The organism is Streptomyces griseomycini (genome assembly GCF_014203535.1).
GTDB lineage: Bacteria > Actinomycetota > Actinomycetes > Streptomycetales > Streptomycetaceae > Streptomyces > Streptomyces griseomycini.
Genome location: NZ_JACHJI010000001.1, coordinates 530,546 through 552,162 on the forward strand (window position 1 = coordinate 530,546; position 21,617 = coordinate 552,162).

The 21,617-nt window shown below is 74.5% G+C and carries 21 protein-coding genes; 7 read left to right on the forward strand and 14 right to left on the reverse strand.

Annotated features, from left to right (window positions below; translation table 11 throughout):
* Nucleotides 1-222: 222 nt before the first annotated feature.
* The 4 genes from FHS37_RS02410 to FHS37_RS02425 form a co-directional block, all read right to left on the reverse strand.
* Nucleotides 223-1,452, reverse strand: coding sequence for an MFS transporter (locus tag FHS37_RS02410; RefSeq protein ID WP_184817319.1), 1,230 nt, complete (start codon nt 1,450-1,452; stop codon nt 223-225).
* Between the two features lie 124 nt (nt 1,453-1,576).
* The gene (locus FHS37_RS02415) at nt 1,577-2,629 is read right to left on the reverse strand and encodes an endonuclease/exonuclease/phosphatase family protein (RefSeq protein WP_184817320.1); all 1,053 of its coding nucleotides are present in this window, start codon (nt 2,627-2,629) and stop codon (nt 1,577-1,579) included.
* A 201-nt stretch (nt 2,630-2,830) separates the two neighbouring features.
* On the reverse strand, nt 2,831-3,457 hold the full coding sequence (locus tag FHS37_RS02420) for a TetR/AcrR family transcriptional regulator (RefSeq protein WP_184817321.1): 627 nt from the start codon (nt 3,455-3,457) through the stop codon (nt 2,831-2,833).
* A gap of 71 nt (nt 3,458-3,528) precedes the next feature.
* Nucleotides 3,529-5,121 (reverse strand): MFS transporter, encoded by a 1,593-nt coding sequence (locus FHS37_RS02425; protein ID WP_184817322.1) that lies wholly within the window; start codon nt 5,119-5,121, stop codon nt 3,529-3,531.
* Nucleotides 5,122-5,337: 216 nt separating this feature from the next.
* On the opposite strand from FHS37_RS02425, the gene panB reads away from it, so the two are divergent.
* The 3 genes from panB to FHS37_RS02440 all read left to right on the forward strand — a co-directional run bounded on the left by panB (nt 5,338) and on the right by FHS37_RS02440 (nt 8,219).
* Nucleotides 5,338-6,213 (forward strand): 3-methyl-2-oxobutanoate hydroxymethyltransferase, encoded by an 876-nt coding sequence (gene panB / locus FHS37_RS02430; RefSeq protein WP_184817323.1) that lies wholly within the window; start codon nt 5,338-5,340, stop codon nt 6,211-6,213.
* Nucleotides 6,214-6,387: 174 nt separating this feature from the next.
* Nucleotides 6,388-7,413, forward strand: a complete 1,026-nt coding sequence (locus FHS37_RS02435; protein WP_184817324.1) for an ATP-binding cassette domain-containing protein — start codon at nt 6,388-6,390, stop codon at nt 7,411-7,413.
* On the forward strand, nt 7,410-8,219 hold the full coding sequence (locus FHS37_RS02440; protein ID WP_184817325.1) for an ABC transporter permease: 810 nt from the start codon (nt 7,410-7,412) through the stop codon (nt 8,217-8,219). Before FHS37_RS02435 ends, FHS37_RS02440 begins: the two co-directional genes overlap by 4 nt.
* Nucleotides 8,220-8,227: 8 nt before the next feature.
* On the opposite strand, the gene FHS37_RS02445 is transcribed toward FHS37_RS02440, so the two are convergent.
* Both FHS37_RS02445 and FHS37_RS02450 read right to left on the reverse strand, forming a co-directional pair.
* Nucleotides 8,228-11,575 carry an AfsR/SARP family transcriptional regulator gene (locus FHS37_RS02445; RefSeq protein WP_229889709.1) on the reverse strand — a complete coding sequence of 1,116 codons (3,348 nt, stop codon included), beginning with the start codon at nt 11,573-11,575 and terminating at the stop codon, nt 8,228-8,230.
* Nucleotides 11,576-11,681: 106 nt separating this feature from the next.
* Nucleotides 11,682-11,861, reverse strand: a complete 180-nt coding sequence (locus tag FHS37_RS02450) for a hypothetical protein (RefSeq protein ID WP_184817327.1) — start codon at nt 11,859-11,861, stop codon at nt 11,682-11,684.
* A gap of 515 nt (nt 11,862-12,376) precedes the next feature.
* Between FHS37_RS02450 and FHS37_RS02455 the strand changes: the two genes are divergently transcribed.
* The gene (locus FHS37_RS02455) at nt 12,377-13,177 is read left to right on the forward strand and encodes a site-2 protease family protein (protein WP_184817328.1); all 801 of its coding nucleotides are present in this window, start codon (nt 12,377-12,379) and stop codon (nt 13,175-13,177) included.
* Here the strand turns inward: FHS37_RS02455 and FHS37_RS02460 are convergent.
* Both FHS37_RS02460 and npdG read right to left on the reverse strand, forming a co-directional pair.
* Entirely contained in the window at nt 13,167-13,409 is a 243-nt protein-coding gene (locus tag FHS37_RS02460; RefSeq protein WP_184817329.1) for a hypothetical protein, read from the reverse strand. The genes FHS37_RS02455 and FHS37_RS02460 overlap by 11 nt on opposite strands.
* A 4-nt stretch (nt 13,410-13,413) precedes the next feature.
* A complete protein-coding gene (gene npdG, locus FHS37_RS02465) occupies nt 13,414-14,151 on the reverse strand; it encodes an NADPH-dependent F420 reductase (RefSeq protein ID WP_184817330.1) in 738 nt (245 codons plus the stop codon).
* A 140-nt stretch (nt 14,152-14,291) separates the two neighbouring features.
* On the opposite strand from npdG, the gene FHS37_RS02470 reads away from it, so the two are divergent.
* Nucleotides 14,292-14,894 carry a hypothetical protein gene (locus tag FHS37_RS02470; protein WP_184817331.1) on the forward strand — a complete coding sequence of 201 codons (603 nt, stop codon included), beginning with the start codon at nt 14,292-14,294 and terminating at the stop codon, nt 14,892-14,894.
* A 479-nt stretch (nt 14,895-15,373) separates the two neighbouring features.
* Here FHS37_RS02470 and FHS37_RS02475 read toward each other — a convergent pair whose 3' ends face one another.
* Nucleotides 15,374-15,604: a hypothetical protein gene (locus tag FHS37_RS02475; RefSeq protein ID WP_184817332.1), complete on the reverse strand. Its 231-nt coding sequence runs from the start codon at nt 15,602-15,604 to the stop codon at nt 15,374-15,376.
* Between the two features lie 59 nt (nt 15,605-15,663).
* Here FHS37_RS02475 and map point away from each other — a divergent pair, with 59 nt between their 5' ends.
* Nucleotides 15,664-16,521, forward strand: a complete 858-nt coding sequence (gene map, locus FHS37_RS02480; protein WP_184817333.1) for a type I methionyl aminopeptidase — start codon at nt 15,664-15,666, stop codon at nt 16,519-16,521.
* A gap of 131 nt (nt 16,522-16,652) precedes the next feature.
* The gene (locus FHS37_RS02485) at nt 16,653-17,300 is read left to right on the forward strand and encodes a biliverdin-producing heme oxygenase (RefSeq protein ID WP_184817334.1); all 648 of its coding nucleotides are present in this window, start codon (nt 16,653-16,655) and stop codon (nt 17,298-17,300) included.
* 52 nt (nt 17,301-17,352) lie between these two features.
* On the opposite strand, the gene FHS37_RS02490 is transcribed toward FHS37_RS02485, so the two are convergent.
* The 5 genes from FHS37_RS02490 to FHS37_RS02510 form a co-directional block, all read right to left on the reverse strand.
* Entirely contained in the window at nt 17,353-17,748 is a 396-nt protein-coding gene (locus tag FHS37_RS02490) for a hypothetical protein (RefSeq protein WP_221499294.1), read from the reverse strand.
* Nucleotides 17,749-17,868: 120 nt separating this feature from the next.
* Nucleotides 17,869-18,513, reverse strand: coding sequence for a PhzF family phenazine biosynthesis protein (locus tag FHS37_RS02495; protein WP_184817336.1), 645 nt, complete (start codon nt 18,511-18,513; stop codon nt 17,869-17,871).
* The gene (locus tag FHS37_RS02500) at nt 18,506-19,375 is read right to left on the reverse strand and encodes a hypothetical protein (RefSeq protein WP_229889708.1); all 870 of its coding nucleotides are present in this window, start codon (nt 19,373-19,375) and stop codon (nt 18,506-18,508) included. Before FHS37_RS02500 ends, FHS37_RS02495 begins: the two co-directional genes overlap by 8 nt.
* 51 nt (nt 19,376-19,426) lie before the next feature.
* On the reverse strand, nt 19,427-20,653 hold the full coding sequence (locus FHS37_RS02505) for an aromatic ring-hydroxylating oxygenase subunit alpha (protein ID WP_184817337.1): 1,227 nt from the start codon (nt 20,651-20,653) through the stop codon (nt 19,427-19,429).
* 5 nt (nt 20,654-20,658) lie between these two features.
* Nucleotides 20,659-21,345: a VC0807 family protein gene (locus FHS37_RS02510; protein WP_229889707.1), complete on the reverse strand. Its 687-nt coding sequence runs from the start codon at nt 21,343-21,345 to the stop codon at nt 20,659-20,661.
* Nucleotides 21,346-21,617 lie beyond the last annotated feature (272 nt).

Genomic DNA, 21,617 nt, shown 5'->3' on the forward strand with positions numbered 1-21,617 from the left:
GCCGCGTCGGGGGTGTCCGTCCCCGGTCCGGCGCGGGATCGGTGACTCGGCGGGGGTGCCGGTGCCGACGCGCCGGCCGCTGCGGGCGGACACCCCCGCCCCGTCCCCTTCCCGCCGCGGGCGGCCGGCCCGCGCCCACGGCCGCCTTCACGTGCTGACGGCGCGCGGCCGCCGCTCACCGCGGGCCGGGCCCCGGCTCGAGGAGCTCGGAAGGGGCACCGGTCAGGCGCCGCCCACCCCGTCCAGCGCCTCCGCCTGCCGGGGCACGCCGCCCGCGACGACCCGTTCGCGGGCGCTCCCCGCTCCCGTCCGGCGGTCCACCGCGTAGGCGACCGACGCCACCCCGATGCCGAACGCCGAGAGCAGCGCCCCCGCGGCGGCGGGGGACGTCGTGCCGAAGCCGGCGGACAGGGCCAGGCCGCCGATCCACGCGCCGCCGGCGTTCGCCAGGTTGAAGGCCGCCTGGTTGGCCGAGGAGGCCAGGGAGGGGGCCGCCGCGGCCTTCTCCATGACCATCAGCTGGAGGGGCGAGCCGGTGACGAAGGCCGCCGTGCCGAGCAGGATCACCGCCAGCGCCGCGGTGGGCTCCGTGCGCATCAGGACGGGGAAGAGGGCCAGGATCGCCGTCAGCGAGACCAGGCCGCCGAAGAGGGTGGCGCGCAGGGAGTGGTCGGCCAGCCGGCCGCCCAGGAGGTTGCCGATCGTCGCGCCCACCCCGAACAGGGCCAGCAGCAGCGTCACGCTCGCGTCGGCGTAACCGGCGGAGTCCGTCAGCATCGGCGTGATGTAGCTGTACGCCGCGAAGAGCGCGCCGAAGCCCGCGACCGTCGTGCCGAGGGCCAGCCAGACGTGGAGGGAGCGCAGGGCGGCCAGCTCACCGCGCAGGGCGGACCGCGGGGCGGCGGTGCCGGTCCTCGGGATCAGCAGCGCCAGGGACACGATCGCCGCCACGCCGATGGCGCTGACCGCCAGGAACGTCGCCCGCCAGCCGAAGTTCTGGCCCATCAGGGTGGCCGCGGGGACACCCGCCACGTTCGCCGTGGTCAGGCCGAGGAACATCAGGGAGACCGAGCGGGCCCTGCGCTCCGGGGTCGCCATGGTCGTGGCCACCACCGCTCCCACGCCGAAGAAGGCGCCGTGCGGGAGGCCGCTGAGGAAGCGGGCGGCCAGCAGCCAGGTGTGGTCGGGTGCGAGGGCCGAGAGGGCGTTGCCCACGACGAACAGGGCCATCAGGGCGATCAGCACCGTGCGGCGGGGCAGGCGTGCGGTGGCCGCGGCGAGCAGGGGGGCGCCGACGACCACGCCCAGGGCGTAGGCGGAGACCAGGTGGCCCGCGCTGGGGACGGAGACGCCCAGGTCGTCCGCGACGTCGGGGAGCAGCCCCATCATCACGAACTCGGTGGTACCGATGCCGAAGGCACCCACGGCAAGGGCGAGCAGGGCCAGGGGCATGAAGGAGCGGACCTTTCGGGAGACTCGTTATGTTCACAGGCGGAACAAAGTCTCTCAGGCTCGGTATTCCGTTGGGTGACACGCGGGTTGCCGGGAGTGGTTCGACAGGCGTTGACCTGGGGTTTCAGCCCTCCGGTGTGGTGACCTTCACACGGGCCGCGATGGGGAGGTGGTCGCTGGCCGTCGCCGGGAGGGTCCACGAGCTCTCCGGCTCGGCGCCCTTGACCATGATCTGGTCGATCCGCGCCATCGGGAACGAGGCCGGCCAGCTGAAGCCGAACCCGCTGCCCACGGCGCCCTGCGTGGAGCGCATCTGGGAGGTGACGGCGTTCAGGGCGCGGTCGTTCATCGTGCCGTTCAGGTCGCCGAGCAGGACGACGTTCTCCAGGGGTTCCGCGGCGATGGCCTCGCCCAGGGCGTTCGCGCTCTTGTCGCGCTGGCGGGCCGTGAAGCCGGCCTCCAGCTTCACCCGGACCGAGGGGAGGTGGGCGACGTAGACCGCGACCTGTCCCGCGGGGGCCGTCACCGTGGCGCGCATCGCGCGCTTCCAGCCGAGGCGGATGTCGACCGCCTCCACGTCGCTCAGCGGGTACTTGCTCCACAGGCCGACCGTGCCGACCACCGCGTGGTACTTGTACGTCGGCGCCAGCGCCTTCTCGTACGTGGGGACCTCCGAGGCCCTCAGCTCCTCCAGGGCCAGGACGTCAGCGCCCGAGGCGGCCACGTCGCGGGCGGTGCCGGACGGGTCCGGGTTCTGGGCGTTGACGTTGTGCGTGGCCACCGTGAGGTCGCCGCCGGCGGCGGTCTTGTCGGTGAGCAGTCCGCCGAAGAGGTTCAGCCAGACCACCGCGGGCAGGACCACCGCGATCAGTGCCGTCGCCGACCTGCGGAGCAGGGCCAGCAGGAGGAGGAGCGGGACGAACAGGCCCAGCCAGGGCAGGAACGTCTCGACCAGGCTGCCCAGGTTGCCCACCCGGTTCGGGATGTGGGCGTGGGCCACCATGACCAGGGACAGCAGGGCCGCGCACGCGGCCAGGACCAGGCCCCGGCGCCAGATGCGGCGGTCGCCGCGCCAGCCCCTGGCCAGACGGTCGATCAGGCGCTGAAGCCGGGTCGGCCGGCGCTCGGGCCCCGGGCCGCCGGTGTCCGTCTCCGTCATGTACGCCTGCTGCGCCATACCGTCGCCTCACAACCTGCCGTGCACACCGTCTCCCCGTGTCCGTACGACCCTAGGGGATGATCGGTCCCTTTCCTGCCGCCCGTCGGCGGCCGTACGGGGGCGAGGACGTGCGGGGTCGCCCGCGGAGTTCCGGGCCGGGGTGCGGAAAGCGCCCTCTGTGACGAAACGCGCACATCGGGGCGGCCGCCGATCCCGGTCTCACGCGTGCCGGCTGACGGGGCGTAGGCCCTGGAGGAGGGTGTCGACGACCTGTTCGGCGAGGCCCTCCGGCAGGTCGGCGTCGGGGCGCAGCACGGTGCGGACGAGGAGGGGGCCGACGATGATGTCGTTGAGCAGTTCCATGTCGACGTCGGCGCGCAGTTCGCCGTTCTCCCGGCCCCGGCGCAGTACCTCCAGGCCGAGTCTGCGGCGCGGCAGGACGACGGTGTCGTGGTAGGCGGCCCAGATCCTCGGGCTGCTCTTCATCTGGGCGTGCACGTTGTGCAGGATCGCCGACGCCCTGTTGGCCAGGCCGCGCCGGCGCAGGGACTCCAGCAGGACGACCAGGTCGTCGCGCAGGGAGGTGCCGGGGAGTTCGGGGTCCGGGGGCTCGGCGGCGCGCACCACGTCGACGAAGAGTTCCTCCTTGCCGCTCCAGCGGCGGTAGATGGTGGCCTTGCCGACGCCGACGGTGCGGGCGATGCGCTCGATGGAGAGCTCCGCGAGGGGCACGCCGTCCTCCAGGAGCTCCATCACGCCCTCGACGACGGCGCGTTCGACGGCCTCGCTGCGGGGGCGGCCCCGCGCGGGGCCGCCCTGCCGGGGACCGGTGCCGGCCGGGCTCACGTCACCGCCTCCCTTCGCGGACCGGGGTGTTCCTCCCCGGTGCGCGGTGCGGGCGGCCCACCGGGGAGGGGTCACCGGTCCGCTGCCCGCACCAGTTCCCGGTCCCGCTCCTTCCCGTCGGCCGCCGGGGTGCGGCCCGGCAGGAACAGGGCGGTGACGACCGCGCCGACGACCGCGATGCCCGCTCCGCACAGGGCCGTGACGTGCATCGCGTGCAGGAACGCGGCGTCGGCCGCGGTGACCAGGGCCTCGCCGCGCGCGCCCAGCCGGTCCGCCGCGGCCAGGGTGGCCTCGATGGACTCGCCGGCGGCGTGGCGTGCGCCGGCCGGCAGCGGAGCGAGCTCGTCCTCGACGTCGGTGCGGTAGGCGGCGGACAGCACCGAGCCGAGCACGGCGACCCCGAGGGCGCCGCCGACCTGGCGGAAGGTGTTGCTGAGCGCGGAGGCCGAGCCGGCCTTCTCGCGGGGCAGGGTCTGCATGACGACGACGTTGACCGGGGTCATGACGTGGGTCGTGCCGACGCCCATCAGGAAGAGGACGAGGGCGAAGAACCACAGCGGCGTGTCCGCGTCCAGCAGGGCGAACGCGGCCAGGGTCGCCGCGAGCAGCACCAGGCCCCCGGTGGTGGTGGCGCGGTGGCCGAAGCGGTCCACCAGCAGCCGGGTCCGCGGGGCGAAGATCATCTGGGCGGCGGCCATCGGCAGCAGCAGCAGACCGGTCTGCAGCGGCGCGTGGCCGCGCACGCTCTGGAGGTAGAAGACGGAGAAGAACGTCACGCCCATCAGGGCGAAGAAGACCAGTGCGGTCGCGGCGATCGCGGCGGAGAAGACCCTGTTCCCGAAGTACGTGACGTCGACGGACGGGTGGTCGCTGCGCTTCTCGACCACGACGAAGACGGCGAGCACGACGAGGCCGGCGCCGATGGCCGCCAGCGCCGTGGGGTCGGTGAAGTCGGCGAGCCGGCCGGCCCTGATGACGCCGTAGACCAGCAGGACCAGTCCGGTCACGGACAGGACGACGCCGGCGGGGTCGATCCGGCCGGGGGCCGGGTCGCGGGAGTCGGGCACCAGCCACAGCAGCAGGGCGACGACGAGCAGCACGACGGGCACGTTGACGAGGAAGACCGAGCCCCACCAGAAGTGCTCCAGCAGCGCGCCGCCGGTGATCGGGCCGAGGGCGATGGCGACCCCCACGCCGCCGGTCCAGATGCCGATGGCCTTGGGCTGCTCGTCGCGTTCGAAGACGTTCATCAGGACGGCCAGGGTGGCCGGCATGACGAACGCGGCGCCCAGGCCCATCACCGCGCGGTAGCCGATCAGCTCGGCCGGGGAGCCGGAGAACGCGGCGAGCGCCGAGCCGGCGCCGAACACGGCGAGACCGCCGATCAGCACCTTCTTGCGGCCGAGCCGGTCACCCAGCAGGCCCGCGGTGAACAGCAGGCCGGCGAAGACGAGCGTGTAGGCGTTGACCGCCCACTCCAGCTCGCTCTGCGTGGCACCCAGGCCGGTGGGGGCGGGGGTGGAGATCGTCTTGAGGGCGATGTTCAGGATCGAGTTGTCCAGGACGACGACCAGCAGGCTCGTCATCAGGACGCCGAGGATCGCCCAGCGACGCCGGTGCACGGCGTCCGGGACCCGGCGGGCGGGGGCGGCAGGAGTGGTCATGCGGACCAGCCTGTGATTTCCGATACGGGACCGTCTCGTATTGTTACTCCCTTTGCCGGGATCTTCCCCCGTGCGCGGTGACCGTGCCGTCCGCCTCCGGTGAGGGGTGGAACTCACAGGGGGTGCTCTGGTCCCCGCCGGGCCGGGGTGCCACCATGGACGTGGTCCGGGGACGCCGTCAGGGCGCCTCGAGATGACGTGTTAGGAGCCGTTGCAATGACGCAGCTTTCGGCTGCCCCGACTGCGAAGTCGACCCCCTCCGACGGCAGCAAGGCGCTGTACGGGGGCAAGGGCACCCGCCGCATCACCGTCCGCGACATCGCCGCCGCCAAGGAGCGCGGCGAGAAGTGGCCCATGCTCACCGCCTACGACGCGATGACCGCGTCGGTCTTCGACGAGGCCGGCATCCCGGTGATGCTCGTCGGCGACTCGGCGGGCAACTGTCACCTCGGGTACGACACCACCGTGCCCGTCACGCTCGACCAGATGACCCTGCTGGCCGCCGCGGTGGTCCGCGGCACCAGCCGCGCCCTGATCGTGGGCGACCTGCCCTTCGGCTCGTACCAGGAGGGCCCGGTGCAGGCGCTGCGCTCGGCGACCCGGCTGGTGAAGGAGGCCGGGGTCGGCGCCGTCAAGCTGGAGGGCGGCGAGCGCTCGCACCGGCAGATCGAGCTGCTGGTGGAGTCCGGGATCCCGGTGATGGCGCACATCGGGCTGACCCCGCAGTCGGTGAACGCCATGGGCTACCGGGTGCAGGGGCGCGGCGAGGAGGCGGCCCAGCAGCTGCTGCGGGACGCCAAGGCCGTGCAGGACGCGGGCGCCTTCGCGGTGGTCCTGGAGCTGGTGCCGGCCGAGCTGGCCGCCGAGGTGACCCGGACGCTGCACATCCCGACCGTCGGCATCGGCGCGGGTCCGGGGACGGACGCCCAGGTGCTGGTGTGGACCGACATGCTGGGTCTGACCGGCGGCCGGGTGCCGAAGTTCGTCAAGCAGTACGCGAACCTGCGTGAGGTCATGAGCGGCGCGGCGAAGGCCTTCGCCGAGGACGTCGTCGGCGGAACGTTCCCGCAGGAGGAGCACTCCGTCCACTGAGCCATCCCGGTACGACACCGGCCCCGCCGATCCTCCCCCGTCGGCGGGGCCGGTCGTTCTCCGCGGGCTTCTCCCCGCCGGCCCGGGGTCCCCGTCGGCGGGATGTCGGTGGTGCCGGGCGGCTGTCGGCGGGATGTCGGTGGTCTGTCGGCGGGGGCTGACAACGTCGTCGGCATGAAGCGAATCGACGGAACCCCCCCGGCCGCGGGCAGCGCGGTCACCGTGCGGGGGCTGGTCAAGCACTACGGCGAGACCAAGGCACTGGACGGCGTCGACCTCGACGTGCGCGAGGGCACCGTGAGGGGTGTGCTCGGGCCGAACGGCGCCGGCAAGACCACCCTCGTCCGCATCCTGTCCACCCTCGTCACGCCCGACTCCGGCCGGGCGCACGTCGCCGGCTACGACGTCGTGCGGCAGCCGCGGCAGCTGCGGCGGGCGATCGGTCTCACCGGGCAGTACGCGTCCGTGGACGAGAAGCTCCCCGGCTGGGAGAACCTCTACCTGATCGGCCGGCTGCTCGACCTGTCCCGCCGGGACGCCCGCGCCCGGGCCGACGAACTGCTGGAGCGGTTCTCGCTCACCGAGGCCGCCAAGCGGCCCGCGGCCACCTACTCGGGCGGCATGCGGCGCCGCCTCGACCTGGCCGCCTCCATGATCGGGCACCCGGCCGTGCTGTACCTGGACGAGCCCACCACCGGTCTGGACCCGCGCACCCGCAACGAGGTGTGGGACGAGGTCAAGCGCATGGTCGGCGACGGCGTCACCGTGCTGCTCACCACCCAGTACATGGAGGAGGCCGAGCAACTGGCCTCCGAGCTGACCGTCGTGGACCGCGGCAAGGTCATCGCGAACGGCGGCATCGAGGAACTGAAGGCCAGGGTCGGGGGCCGGACCCTGCGCGTCCGCCCGGCCGACCCGCTGCAGCTGCGCCCGCTCGCCTCCCACCTGGACGAGCTGGGCATCACCGGGCTCGCGAACTCCACCGTGGACGCGGAGCGCGGTGCCGTCCTGGTGCCGATCCTCAGCGACGAGCAGCTGACCGCCGTGGTCGGCGCGGTCGCCGCGCGCGGCATCACCGTCGCCTCCGTCACCACCGAACTGCCCAGCCTGGACGAGGTCTTCCTGTCCCTCACCGGCCACCGCGCCGGTGCCCCGCAGGACCCCGTGCCCGCCGACGCCCGCGAGGAGGTCGCCGTATGAGCGCCACCACCGCTCCCGCTCCCGACGCCCGGATCCCGCTGCGCGGGCACCTGCGGCACACCGGCGCCCTGGTCCGCCGCAACCTGCTGTGGATCCGGCAGGACCCGGAGTCGATGTTCGACGCGCTGCTGATGCCGGTCGTCTTCACCCTGCTGTTCGTGTACGTCTTCGGCGGGTCGATCGGCCAGGCCCTGGGCGGCGGCCAGGACGGCTACGTGCAGTACGTGATCCCCGGCATGATCGCGATGATGAGCATGACGCTCTCCCAGGGCGTCGGCACCGGATTCAGCCAGGACTTCAACTCCGGGGTCATGGACCGCTTCCGGTCCCTGCCGATCGGGCGCGGCTCGGTGCTCCTCGCGAAGATCGCGGTGGAGATGGCGCGGATGCTGTTCGCCACCACGGTGCTGATGATCGTCGCCGTCCTGGTCGGCTTCGACATCGAGCACTGGGGCGGTCTGTTCGCGGCGGTGGGCCTGTCCGCGGTGTTCGCCTCGTCGATCATGTGGGTGTTCCTCACCCTGGGCGTGGTCCTGAAGAACGCGCAGTCCGTGCAGGCGATGGGCTTCATCGTGCTGTTCCCGCTGCAGTTCGGCTCGTCGATCTTCGCGCCGACGCAGTCGATGCCGGGCTGGCTGCAGGCCTTCACCGACTACAACCCGCTGTCCACGCTCGCCGACGCGGCGCGCGGGCTGATGGTGGGCGGCCCGGTCGCGCACGACCTGTGGATCACGCTGGGCTGGTCGGTGGCGATCACGGCGGTGATGGCGCCGGTCGCCGTCCACAGGTTCCGCACCAAGACCTGACCGCGCGGTCAGACGAGGGCGCCGGCCTCCTCCACGGAGAGGCCGGCGCCCTCGGCGTACGCGGCCTCGTACGCCTCCTCGTCGAGCACCTCGCGGACCCGCGCGGCGGCCCGTTCCCGGCAGTCCCGCTCCATGGCCGTCGTGACGTGACTGGCCGGCATCATCGCGACGGCGGCGCCGAGGCACCGGGCGGCGTCCCCGGCCCGGCGTCCGCCGTCGACGCGGGCCAGCGCCATCGCGGCGATGGTCAGGTAGGCGGAGCCCATGTGCGGGGCGATGGCCGTGGACAGCGGGTCCTCGGCCCGGGCCAGCGCCTGGCGGATCTTCACCAGGGACTCCTCGTGGTGGCCCTCCAGCGTGGCCACCCAGCTCTCCGAGGCGAGGATGAAGGCGTCGAAGACGACGAAATGGGAGAGGGAGAAGTCCTCCCGCAGCAGCCTCAGCTGCTCGCGCGCCTCGGCGATCCGGCCGGTCATGCCGAGCCGGCCGGCGAGGAAGAGCCGGGCGCCGGGCAGGGCGCCGTTGTGCGCGGCCCCGGCCTGCTCCTCGATCACCCCGCGCAGGATGCGCTCGCCGCGTTCGGCCGCGTCCGGGTCGCCGGAGTCCACCAGCGCGCTGCCGAGCCGGGCGCCGAGCACCCCGACCTGGGCACGGGCGCCGAGGCGTTCGGCGTGCTCCGCGGCGGCCTCGTAGTCGGCGGCGGCGAGCAGGTGGGCCCCCCGGCGCTCATGGGCCTCGGCGCGGGCGGACAGCGCCTCGGCGGTGCCCCAGGCGTCGCCGAGGCGCCGGTAGATCTCCAGCGCCTCGTCGGCGTCGTGGGCCGCGTCGCCCGCCCAGTCGCTGCGGTTGGCGAGGAAGTTGGCGCGCATCTGGAGGCCGCCGGCCAGCTCCCACTCGTACCCCGGGGTCGCGCGGCAGGTGCGCACGGTGGCGTCCATGATGTCGCGCAGCCGCTCCATGTCGCCGGTGAGCATCACGGCGTAGAACCAGAGGATGCCCGGGGAGCGGCAGGTCTGCGGCATGCCCGGCTCGTAGGTGGCGGCGATGGTCCGCAGCTTGGCCTGCGCCGCCGGGGTCTGCCAGGCCTCCAGCTCGGTGTCCATGCACGCCAGGTGGGCCAGGTGCACCCCCCGCCGGGCCTCGGCGAGCACCTCGCCGGTCATCGGCGGCGGCGCGGCCGTGCACCGCTCCCACACCGGGGCGGCGGGCCGGACCGGCTCGGTGAACGGGTCCGGGCCCAGGGCCATGACCTCGCTGCACCAGGTGCGGGCCTCGATGCGCAGGTCCCGCATCTGCCAGTACCAGGCCAGCGACAGCACCAGGCACAGCGCCTCCTGCTCGTCGCGCTCGGCGATGGCGTGCCGCAGGGCGGTGCGCAGGTTCTCGTACTCCCGCTCCAGCCGCCCGATGGCGGCGAGCTGGTCCGGGCCGCGCAGCAACGGATCGGTGGTTCGGGCGAGTTCGCGGTAGTGCGTCAGGTGGGCCCGCTCGGCCTCGAACCGTCCGCCGGCCTCGTCGAGCCGCTCGCGCGCGTACTCGGCGACGGTCTCCAGGAGGCGGTAGCGCATCTCGCCGTCGGCCGACGGCGCGGCCACCACCAGGGACTTGTCGACGAGCGAGCCGAGCGCCTCCAGGGCGGCGGGCCCGCACACGGCCTCGGCGGCGGCGAGGTCGCAGCCGCCCGCGAAGACGGACAGGCGCCGCAGCACGTCCCGTTCCCCCTCGTCGAGCAGGTCCCAGGACCAGTCGACGACCGCGCGCAGGGTCTGCTGGCGGGGCAGCACGGTGCGGCTGCCGGAGGTGAGCAGGCGGAAGCGGTCGTCGAGGCGGTCGGCGATCTGACGCGGGGTGAGCATGCGGAGCCGGGCGGCGGCCAGTTCGATGGCCAGCGGCAGGCCGTCGAGGCGGCGGCAGATCTCGGCGCAGGCGGCCGCGGTCTCCTCGTCGGCGTCGGTGCGGAAGCCGGGGCGGGCGGCGGCGCCCCGGTCGGCGAGCAGCCGCAGCGCCGCCGGCTCGGGCAGCGGCTCCACCGGGCGCAGCAACTCCCCCGGTACGCCGAGGGGTTCGCGGCTGGTGGCGAGGACGGTCAGGTTCGGGCAGCGGGCGAGCAGTTCCTCGGCGAGGCGGGCGGCGGCGTCGACGACGTGCTCGCAGTTGTCGAGGACGATCAGCATGCGGCGCCGTCCGCAGTGCTCGACGAGGCGCTCGACGGCGGTGGCCTGCCGGTCGGCGGCGGCGACGGCCCGCATCTCCTCGGCGCCGGCGCCGTACAGCACCGTCTCGCGGGCGCCGAGGGCGGTCAGCACGGCCTCCGGTACGGCGCCGGGGTCGTCGACGGGGGCGAGCTCGGCCAGCCACGCGCCGTCCCGCGCCGGGTCCCCGGCACCCTCGGCGGCCTCCAGCGACAGCCGGGTCTTTCCGGCGCCGCCGGGCCCGAGCAGGGTGACCAGACGCGCGGTCGCCAGGTCGGCGCGCAGGGCCTCCAGGTCGGTGTCCCGGCCGACGAAGGAGGTGAGCCGGGCGCGGAGGTTGCCGCGGGGGCGGGAGGCGGACGGAGCGGCGGGGGTCCCGCGGGTGTCGGGCGCCGCGGGAGCGGCGGGCGTCGCAGGAGGCGTGGGGGTCGTGCGGGCGGGCGTCGCGGGGTCGAGCAACTGACGGTGCAGGGAGCGCAGTCCGGGTCCCGGATCGGTGCCGAGCCGGTCCGCGAGCAGCCGTCGTACGTCCTCGTAGGCGGCCAGCGCCTCGGCGGTGCGGCCGGTGTCGCGCAGGGCGCGCAGCCGCAGGACCTGCAAGGGCTCGTCCAGGGGGTGGCCGTCGCACAGCGCGGTCAGCTCGGGCAGGGAGTGCTCGGCCCGTCCGAGGTCCAGGGCGGCGGCGTGGCGGGCGCGCAGGACGTCCAGGTGCCGGGTCTCCCAGCGGGCCGCCTCGGCGGTGCGGTCGGGCAGGTCCGCGAGGGCGGGGGCACGCCACAGGCCGAGGGCGTCGTCGAGCACGACGGCCGCCTTGGCGGGGTCGCCGTCGGCGAGGGCGCGGGTGCCCTCGCCGGCCAGCCGGTCGAAGCGGTGCAGGTCGATGTCGTCGGGGGCGGCGGTGAGCCGGTAGCCTCCGTCGGCCGAGGCGACCGCGTCCGCGCCGAGCGTCCGGCGCAGCCGCCCGACCAGCGCCTGCAGCGCACCCGGCGCGTCGGCGGGCAGGTCGCCGCCCCACACCTCCTCCACCAGCAGCCCCGCGGGCACGGCGCGGCCGGCCCTGAGGGCGAGCACGGTCAGCAGCGCGCGCAGCCGCGCCCCGCCGACCGGGACGGCCGTGCCGTCGGGGCGGAGTACCTGCGTGGTGCCGAGGATGCGGTAGCGCACGGAGCCATTGTCCTCGCTGCCGTCGGAACCGGTCACGGGGTTCTGACGGCGAGGCGCGGGGGGGCCGCGGAACGAGGCCCGCGGTCCCGGCGCCGCTCCCCGGCCCTCACGGCCGCTCCCGCACCGGCGGCACCGTGCTCAGCGTCTCCGGCAGGGCCGCCGGTCCGCCGGCCGTCATCCCCTGCGTCTCCGCGCCCGGCACCGCTCCCCGCCGCGGGATGCCGCGGGCCCCGCGGACGGCGCACGACGGCCAGGAGTCCGTCTCCGGCACCTCCAGGGTGACCACGGCACCGGCGTCCGTCCGCCGCCGTCCCCGTCCCCGGTCCCGTCCCCCGCGGCACGGTCGGTGAACCGCTTCGGGCAGCGCCGCACCGACCGCGGCCACCGCTCGTCCGCCACCGTCTCCGCGGCCCGCGGCCCCGGGGAGGACTCGGCGAACCCCTGGGCGAGGACCTGGCCCGACCGCACGTGCCCGCGGACCCGGGGCCACTCGGCACCGTGGCGCCCGACCGAGAGCGTCCCGACCGCCCGCACCCGGCCGCCGGCCGCCGCCGAGCAGGTCGCCGGAGCCGAGGAGGAGCGGCGGCCGGCCCACCTCGTCGCCCACCGGGAACGGTGTGCCGCGGCACTCCATCTGCCGGTCCGCGTGGAACACGTGCCAAGGCCCCATAGGTCCGCCCTCTCCGGAACCTCCCCCCGCCCGCGAGACGTTCTCCCGGTGCGCCCGGTACGGTCGGGCAGTCCCGCCGGTCCCGGCCGGCGGCGCCGCAGGCCCCACGCGTCCGAGAACCAGGGAGTCCCATGACCACCGCCACCGCCCGCCCCAGTGACCGGCGGATCAGTCCCGTGTTCCTCGGGATCCTGGCCGTCGCCGCGGTCACGGGCTGGGCCACCTGGACGGGGTTCGCCGCGCAGCCGGGCGTGGCCGTGTTCCTGTTCGTGACGGCCGCCTGGATCGTCTCCCTGTGCCTGCACGAGTACGCGCACGCGCGCACCGCGCTGCACGGCGGCGACATCTCGGTCGGCGCGAAGGGCTACCTCACGCTGAACCCGATGAAGTACACGCACGCCCTGCTGAGCATCGTGCTCCCGGTGCTGTTCGTGATCATGGGCGGGATCGGCCTGCCCGGCGGCGCCGTCTTCATCGAGCGCGGCCGGATCCGGGGGCGGTGGCGGCACAGTCTGATCTCGGCGGCCGGCCCGCTGACGAACGTCCTGTTCGCCGTCGTGTGCACGGCGCCGTTCTGGCTGGACGCGCTGGACGGCGTGCCGGCCGACTTCCGGTTCGCGCTGGCGTTCCTCGCGCTGCTGCAGGTCACGGCGGCGATCCTGAACTTCCTGCCGGTGCCGGGGCTGGACGGCTACGGCGTGCTCGAGCCCTGGCTGTCGTACCGGGTCCGGCGGCAGGTGGAGCCGTTCGCGCCGTTCGGGCTGCTGTTCGTGTTCGCGCTGCTGTGGCTGCCGGCGGTGAACGGCGCGTTCTTCGACGTGGTCGACTCGCTGCTGGACGCCCTGGGCGTCCCCGAGTTCGACACCTACTGCGGCTACGAGCTGTTCCGCTTCTGGCGGGACACGGCCGGGTACTGCTCGGTCAGCCCGTGACGGGGCCGTCCTGCGCCGCCGCCCGGCCGCGCTTGAGGTAGTACCAGGTCATGTTGGACGACAGCCCCGCCAGCAGCACCCAGACGACGCCGACGAACACACCGCCGCGCACGAAGGAGACGACGGCCGCGGCGACGGCGAGGAGGCAGACGACGAGGGCGTAGAGGGCGAGGCGGGGCATGGCTGCGGGCTCCTGTCGGGGGACACTGCTACGCCGTCCAGTGTCCCCCATCGCCTCATACGTCCGTGACCCGGAGCCCGGCGTGCGCCCGGTAGCGGCGGTTGACCGAGATCAGGTTGGCGACCAGCGCCTCCACCTGGTGGGCGTTGCGCAGCCGCCCGGCGAAGACGCCGCGCATGCCGGGGATGCGGCCGGCCAGCGCCTGGACGATCTCCACGTCGGCGCGGACCTCGCCGAGCACCATCACGTCGGTGTCGATCGCGTCGATCTCCGGGTCCTGGAGCAGGACGGCCGACAGGTGGTGGAAGGCGGCGGTGACCCGGGAGTCCGGCAGCAGGGCCGCGGCCTGCTCGGCGGCGCTGCCCTCCTCGGGCTTGAGCGCGTAGGCGCCCTTCTTGTCGAAGCCGAGCGGGTTGACGCAGTCGACGACGAGCTTGCCGGCCAGCTCCTCGCGCAGGGACTCCAGCGTCGCGGCGTGGCCGTCCCAGGGCACGGCGACGATCACGATGTCACTGCGGCGGGCGGTCTCGGCGTTGTCGGCGCCCTCGACGCCGTGCCCCAGTTCCCCGGCGGCGGCCCGGGCGCGCTCGGCCGCGCGGGAGCCGATGATCACCTTCTGGCCGGCCTTGGCGAGCCGGTGGGCCAGGCCCTTGCCCTGCGGACCGGTGCCGCCGAGCACGCCGACGACGAGCCCGGAGACGTCGGGCAGGTCCCAGGGGTCCTTGGCGGGGGCCTTGGCGGTGCCCTTCGCGGTGTCCTCGGCGGGCTGCTGTGCGCTGTCGGTAGAGGTCATGGCCCGACTCTACGTCCGCCGCGGTGCCGTGCCCGGCCGGCGTGAGCCCCGTCACGGGACCGTCCGCCGTGTCCCCGGGTCGGGCGAATCCGGCGCGAACACCGGTCCGTCGGCGCGGGATTGGGGCAGGATGCGGCCCCATGGACGCCGTACGGGTCGCGTTGCTGCGGGAAGTGCTCGCCGGGACGGAGTGGCTGGGCGCCACCCGGCGCTTCGCGGGGACCCTGCGCGGGTCGGTGGTGTCGCACGGGGGCGGGCTGCTGCTGGTGGGCACGCGGGACCACGAGCCGTGGCACCTGGCGGCGCACCTGGTGGACGAGGCCGCCTGGTCGGGCACGCCGGAGCTGGCCCCGACGCTGGTGCGGCACGACGCGCGCCCCTCGGACCCGGCCCACCTGGCGGTGGGCCTGGGACGGCTGGAGGCGGCACGGCGGGGCGAGACCCTGCTGGTGGTGGCGCCCGGGGAGCCGACCGCCCCGCTGCTCGAGCGGATCTCCGACGCCCGCCGGGCCGGGGTGACGCTGCTGTCCCTCGGTCCCGGCGACGGCGAGCTCCCGGCGATGGCGCACGAGTCGCTGCCCGTCCCCGACGGCTGCGAGCTGGACCTGGACACCGTGCAGCACCTGGTGAGCGCGGCGGCCGGCGAGAACGCCCTGCCGGCCCGACGGGGGCCCCGCCGCTTCCGGGACCGCCTGTCGCGGCTGGCCGACCTGCTGACGGCGCCCCCGCCGACGCGCTGGTAGGGCGGACCGGCCCGGACGGAGGGGTCCAGGACCGCCGGGCGGGGTGCCGGGAGGGCCTCGGCGTGGCCGTGGCCGCCACGGCGTGGACCGGGTGCGGTGCGACGTCCGCGGGCCGGTCCCCGGCGGACCACCGACGCGGGTCGGTCACGCCGAGGACGGTCATCGGGCCGTTCCCCACGGGCATCGCCGACGTCCACGCCGCCGCCGGGGTGCCGGCGCCGCCGCGGGGCCGGCCGGTGGCGCCGACCGCGCCAGCACGCCGTCCGCGGTGACGCCGGCGGCCGAGCCCAGCAGCGCGCCCGGAGCGGACCTGCGGGCCTCTGCTGCTCGCCGTCGCCGGGGACCCGGGCGCCGGGGAGGTCGGCGGCGCGGTCGACGACCCGTTCGGGGAAGAGCTCGCGGGGCGGCCGCGGAGCGGCATGTCCGGGTGGGTCGCCGCGTTGAGCGCCGTGGTGCCGGCGGCGCCGGCGGCGGGACGATCAGCCGTCGTCCCGTTCGCCCGCGGGGGCGTCGTGCCACCTGGGGTCGTTCTCCCACTGGAGGTTGCGCTCGCGGGCCGTCTGCATGGCGCTTTCGGCCTCGGTGCGGCTCGCGTACGGGCCGAAGCGGTCCTTGCCGGGGCAGTCCGGGCCCTCCTCGACCTTCTTGTGCTCCAGGCAGTAGTACCACTCGCCCGGTTTTCCGACCGTCCGCTTCTTGAACAGGGGCATGACCGGCTCCTCTCACCACGAAGATGGTCCCCCGTCGCCGCTGAATTAGACTCGCCGGCATGTCTGGCCAGTCGCTGCTCGTACCGGGGGAGCTGTCCCCCACCCGTTCCGTGCCCGGAAACATCCGCCGCCCCGAGTACGTGGGCAAGCCCGCCCCGACGCCGTACACCGGACCGGAGGTGCAGACGCCCGAGACGATCGAGGCGATGCGGACCGCCGGGCGGATCGCGGCGCAGGCGATGGCGGAGGCGGCGAAGCTCATCGCCCCCGGGGTGACCACCGACGAGCTGGACCGGGTGGCGCACGAGTTCATGTGCGACCACGGCGCCTACCCCTCGACGCTCGGCTACCGCGGTTTCCCCAAGTCGCTGTGCGCCTCGGTCAACGAGGTGATCTGCCACGGCATCCCGGACTCGACGGTGCTGCGCGACGGTGACATCGTCAACCTGGACGTGACGGCGTACATCGGCGGGGTGCACGGCGACAACAACGCCACGTACCTGGTGGGCGACGTGGACGAGGAGAGCCGGCTGCTGGTGGAGCGCACGCGGGAGTCGCTGAACCGCGCGATCAAGGCGGTCAAGCCGGGCCGGCAGATCAACGTCATCGGCCGGGTCATCGAGTCGTACGCCAAGCGCTTCGGCTACGGCGTGGTGCGGGACTTCACCGGGCACGGCATCAACAGCTCGTTCCACTCGGGCCTGATCATCCCGCACTACGACAGCCCGCACGCGACGACGGTGATGCAGCCGGGGATGACCTTCACCATCGAGCCGATGCTGACGCTGGGGACCCACGAGTACGACATGTGGGACGACGGCTGGACGGTCGTGACGAAGGACCGCAAGCGCACGGCCCAGTTCGAGCACACGCTGGTCGTGACGGACACGGGCGCGGACATCCTGACCCTGCCGTAGCCCGTTCCTTCCCCCCGGCCCGCTCTCCCCGGAGGGCGGGCTTCGTCGTGCCGTGGCAGGGTGGGAAGTTGCCGACGACCCGTCGGCAAGAGATTGACTTAGGTAAGGCTAACCATAGAAGATCTCGACTCATGGACTCCTTCTCGACCCTCATCCGCACCGCCTCGCACGAGCAGCACGTGGAGGCGGAGACCTCGACGTTCATGAGCGACCTGCTGGGCGGCCGGCTGGGGGTGGACGCGTACGCGCGCTACACCGAGCAGCTGTGGTTCGTGTACGAGGCGCTGGAGTCGGGCGCGCAGGAGCTGGCGCCGGATCCGGTGGCGGGCCCGTTCGTCCGGCCGGAGCTGTTCCGGCTGGCCCCGCTGGAGCGGGACCTGGCGCACCTGCGCGGCCCCGGCTGGCGCTCGACCCTGACCGCGCTGCCCGCCACGCGCGCGTACGCCGGGCGGATCGCCGCGTGCGCACGGGACTGGCCGTCCGGCTACGTCGCCCACCACTACACCCGCTACCTGGGCGACCTGTCCGGCGGGCAGATCATCCGCGACAAGGCGGAGAGGACCTGGGGCTTCGCGAGGAAGGGCGACGGGGTCCGCTTCTACGTCTTCGAGGAGATCCCCAACCCGGCCGCCTTCAAGCGCGGTTACCGCGAGCTGCTGGACGCGGTCCCGGTGGACGACCTGGAGAAGCAGCGGATCGTGGCCGAGTGCAGGCGGGCGTTCGCCCTGAACACGGACGTCTTCCGGGCGCTGGGCGAGGAGTTCCCCCTGTCGGCGTGACTCCCGCGGGCGCCGGCCCGCCCGTGCGCGTGGCGGGCCCGGCACGCGAGGTCTACGGCGCGGTCGCCCTGGTGAGCACCAGGGACGGCGGTCCGTCCGGATCGGCGTGGAACTCCAGCGTCGACCGGCCGTCCGGGTAGAGCTGGACGCCGCCGATCCTGCCGAGTCCGCCGTCCTCGACCGCCAGGTAGACGAAGTCGTCGGACGTCGGGGAGTCGACGAACTCCCACCGGCCGCTGAAGTCGGCGGGGTCGGAGGACCCGTCCGTCGACACGTCGGTGGCGGAGAACGTGCCGTCGGAATCGAGCAGGATCTCGCCGCCGGTCGCGTCGTCGCGGTACACGCCGGGCAGCTGGTCGGGGTCGACCGGGGCCGTGCACCCTGAGGCGAGCACCGCGGAGGCGCTCAGGGCGGCGACGAGCCACCGTCCCCCCGCCCTCGTGTTCATCACGGCCTCAGCGTAACGCCGGACTCGACGACCGGGACCTCGGGGTGGCCGCGGACGCCGGACTCCGCGGACGGCTCAGCGCGCTCGCCGTGGCGTCGGCGCCCTCACGCCGGACGGCGGTCAGCGCTCCAGGTACACCCGCCCGCCGACCTCCGTCCACCCCTCCGGCTGCGGTGCCGTCAGGATCTGGGAGCCCGTCCCCTGGGTGATGTTCAGGGCGCGGCCCAGGCGGTCGGTGAGCAGCAGGGCCGCGGCGCCCGTCGCCTCGTCCTCGTCGATGCCGTCGTCGCGGCCGGGGAAGGCGCGGGCGCGGATCCGGCCCGCCGACTCGTCCAGCCAGGCCCAGGCGTAGATCCACTCCCCCTTCGGCGGCACGGGCAGGTCGTCCACCTCGGCGGCGGTGGCGTACTGGCGCAGGGTGCGCGGCGGCACCCACTCCGCCCGGGCCTCGATCCAGCAGAACTCCCCGTCCTGCCGGGCGCCCACCACCCCGGCGGGGACCACCAGTTCGGGCACGTCGAGCAGCCAGGCCGTGCCGACGCAGGGGTGGCCGGCGAAGGGCAGGCGCAGGGTGGGGGTGTAGATGTCGATCACCCCGCGCTCGGGGTCGTCGACGAACACGGTCTCGCTGAAGCCGAGCTTCGCGGCGAGCGCCTGGCGGTCGTCCCGCTCGGGCAGCACCGAGCCGTTGCGGACGACACCGAGTTCGTTGCCGTATCCGCCACGGGGGCCGCAGAAGACCCGCAGCACGTCGTAGTCAGTCACGGGGGCATTCAAACACCGCGCGGGCGGCGAGGTCGTCCCGGGCCGCGGGGCCGCCGGCCAGGGTCCGGGCGAGGGTGGGGGCGCCGTCGTACGGCGGGGAGGCCACCGTGCCGGCGTACCGCCGTTCCAGGGCCGCCCGTCCGCGCTCGTCCACCGGGTGCGGCAGGCGTTCCGTCCGCCGCCGGTACGCCTCGGTCACCTCGCCGGCGGTGCGCCGCCGCTCCTCGCCGCCGGTCAGGCGGGCCGGCTCCGCGCACGGCGGGTCCCCGCCCTCCGCCGGTGCGGCGACGGCACGGTCGTGGCCGTCGAGGACCAGACGGCCGTGGAGGAAGGACACCCACCACAGCGGGACGGGTGCCGGGGCGCCCTCGCGGGCGTGCCTGCGGTACGCCTTCACGCGCGGGGCGTCGGGCGGTGACCGCCGGCGCAGGGGCAGGACGCCGTGCCGGCCACCGCCGCAGTACGGCTCCCGGCTGCCGCCCGGCCAGGCGCGCACGAGGTCCTCGGTCCGGACGCCCGGGGCGAAGACGGACCGCGGGGACAGGTGCCGGCGTCCGTCGTGCACCGGGACGCCGGGTGATTCCTCCAGCCGGCGGGCGTACCGGTGCGGCCGGTCGACGGGCGGGCGTCGGGCCGTGGACCGCAGGGGAGGCAGCGGGGAGCGGTAGGGGGCGAGGAGGCGGAGGGAGAGGTCGCGGCAGCGGCCGTCGGTGTCCGCGCGGCCCAGCAGCAGCGGCCGGTCCTGCTGCCGCAGCAGCATCCGGCCCCCGTCCGCCGTCTCGAAGCGCGGCGGGGGCGGACGGGCGGAAACGGTTTCCGGGCGGGCGCTGCGGCCCCCGGCCTCGCGGGACGGGAGCCCCACCCGCCGGAGTCCTGCCCGCCACGCGGGTCACCGCCGGCCCCGGCGGCGCGGTCACAGCAGTCGCTGCGCGAGGTAGCGCTGGAACTGCCACAGCGGACGTTCCAGGGGGGAGAACCGGCCGTTGGACGGAGCCGGGTGGGAGGCCAGGCCGCGCTGGACGCCGCGGACGGCCACCAGGTCCTCCTCCTGGATCCGGGCGAGCTGAGCGCGCATGCCGGTCAACTGCTCCGCGAAACCGGGTGTGTCCGGCACTCCGGGCGGGACCATGGCCGTGATCCGCGTGTCGTGGGTGGCGGGACCGGTGGGCAGCCAGCGGATGCCGACCGCGCTGTCGGGCAGGACCGCCAGGACGAACTGCGGGAAGACACCGGCGATGAGCATTCCCGGCCGCGGTTCCCGACCGGACCGCGCGCGCCTCCCCGGGCCCGTGCCGCTCCGCTCGGGGCCCGACAGCGGCGTGAACATGGTGAACCAGCGGCCGTCGCACTCGTCGACCTCGGTGTCCCGGCCCGGCAGCACCGGATCCAGGGTCGCCGCGTGCGTGCCCATGTGGTGGTAGTTCTCCGAGCCGTTCTCCACCGCCACCTTCCAGTTGGCGGGCACTCCCTCCCAGACCTGGGTGTGGACGCTCACCCAGTCCTCGATGCCGTAGCCGCTCAACCGAAGGTCCAGCCCGTGCAGTTCGGGCGCCGCCGGTGCCGCGTCGGGGTCGAGGTTGAGCATGACGAAGCCGTTCCAGACCTCGACGCGGTACGCCGGGAGCCGGCAGCCCGCCCGGTCGAAGTCGACCCGCCGCATCAGGGGCGCACCGGCGAGCTGCCCCGCGTACTGACCGTTCAGCCGGTAGGTCCAGGTGTGGTACGGGCAGGTCAGCCGTTCCAGGCGGCCGTGCTCGGGTGCGGTCTCCGGCGGCAGGAGGTCCATGAACCGGTGGCGGCACACCCGGGACAGGGCGTGCAGCTCGCCCTCATCGTCCCGGGTGATCACCAGCGGTGTGCCGAGGACGTCCAGCCGGAGGTAACTCCCCGGCCGGGGGACCTCCTCGGCCCGTGCCACGCACAGCCACTCCCGCCGGAAGATCCGTTCGACCTCCCACGCGTACAGCTCGGGAGAAGTGTACGCGCGGGGTGGCAGCGTCCGGCCGCGTCCGAGCGGGAGCGCGGCCAGCCGCCGCAGCTCCGCGAGCGTCCCGCGCAGCGCCTCGGGAGCGGGGGGCGCGGGGGTCGTGGGGGGCGTGGAAGCTGCGGGCTCCTCGGCCCCGGTCCGGTGGGGGGTCATGGTGATCAGCCTTCCCTTCTGGTGGTCAGGGGCGCCGGGCCGAAGAGGGACAGGGCGTGCCGCCGTCCGTAGCGGCGGCTGTAGAGGACGGTGGCGAGGACGACGGCGCACAGCAGCGCCAGTCCCTTCGCGCGGTTGAGGGCCGGAACCGCCTCCACCGGAAGCAGCAGGGCGACGAGCACTCCGGCACCGCAGTCCAGCAGTTGGGCGCAGCCCCACAGGGCCGTCAGCCGGGCCAGTCCGCAGCGCAGCGCCGGAGAGTCGTTCCAGGCCGCTTCCCGGGCGTGCGCGGCGGTGGGCCCGAGCCAGTACTGGCCGACCTGGAAGGCGAAGGGTCTCGCCACGAGGAGCGAGCCCAGGATCCAGAGCCCGGCGGCCGCCGCGAGTCCGGCGTCCTTGACGAGGACGGCCCGTGGGCTGCCGGTGAACAGCGACGTCACGATGCGCACCGCCAGCATGCCGATCATGAACGCCTCGAAGCTGTCCACACGGCGCCGCGTGGCGGCCTCGACGGCCATGCGCACCGCCGGGACCGCCCCGCTGAGCGTCAGCGCCGGCCACTGCCCGACCCCCTGCGACCGCAGACCGTAGAACACGGCCAGCGGAAGAACCACGACGAACAGGACCGGAGCGGCCGCCGTCCGCCAGGCCGGCATGTCTTGTGTCTCGGTCCGACCGTTCGGTGATGCCATACGGAAAACCGTAGGAACCGGCGGAGATCACTTGATCGACACGAGGAAGGATAAGCGCGGTACGTCCTTCGATGTACCGGTTCGACCCGATGGTCGCTGGTGGGCGGCGGAGAAGGGGCGCCCTCGGTGAGGGGCGCCCCTTCTCGCGTTCCCGCGGCCCACTCGATCGTCGGGTGCCGGTGCTCCCGGACCGCGGCGGGCCGGCCTCCGTCCGACGGGCCTCCGTCCGACGGGCCTCCGTCCGACGGGCGCGCCGCGTCACGGTGTGGCCG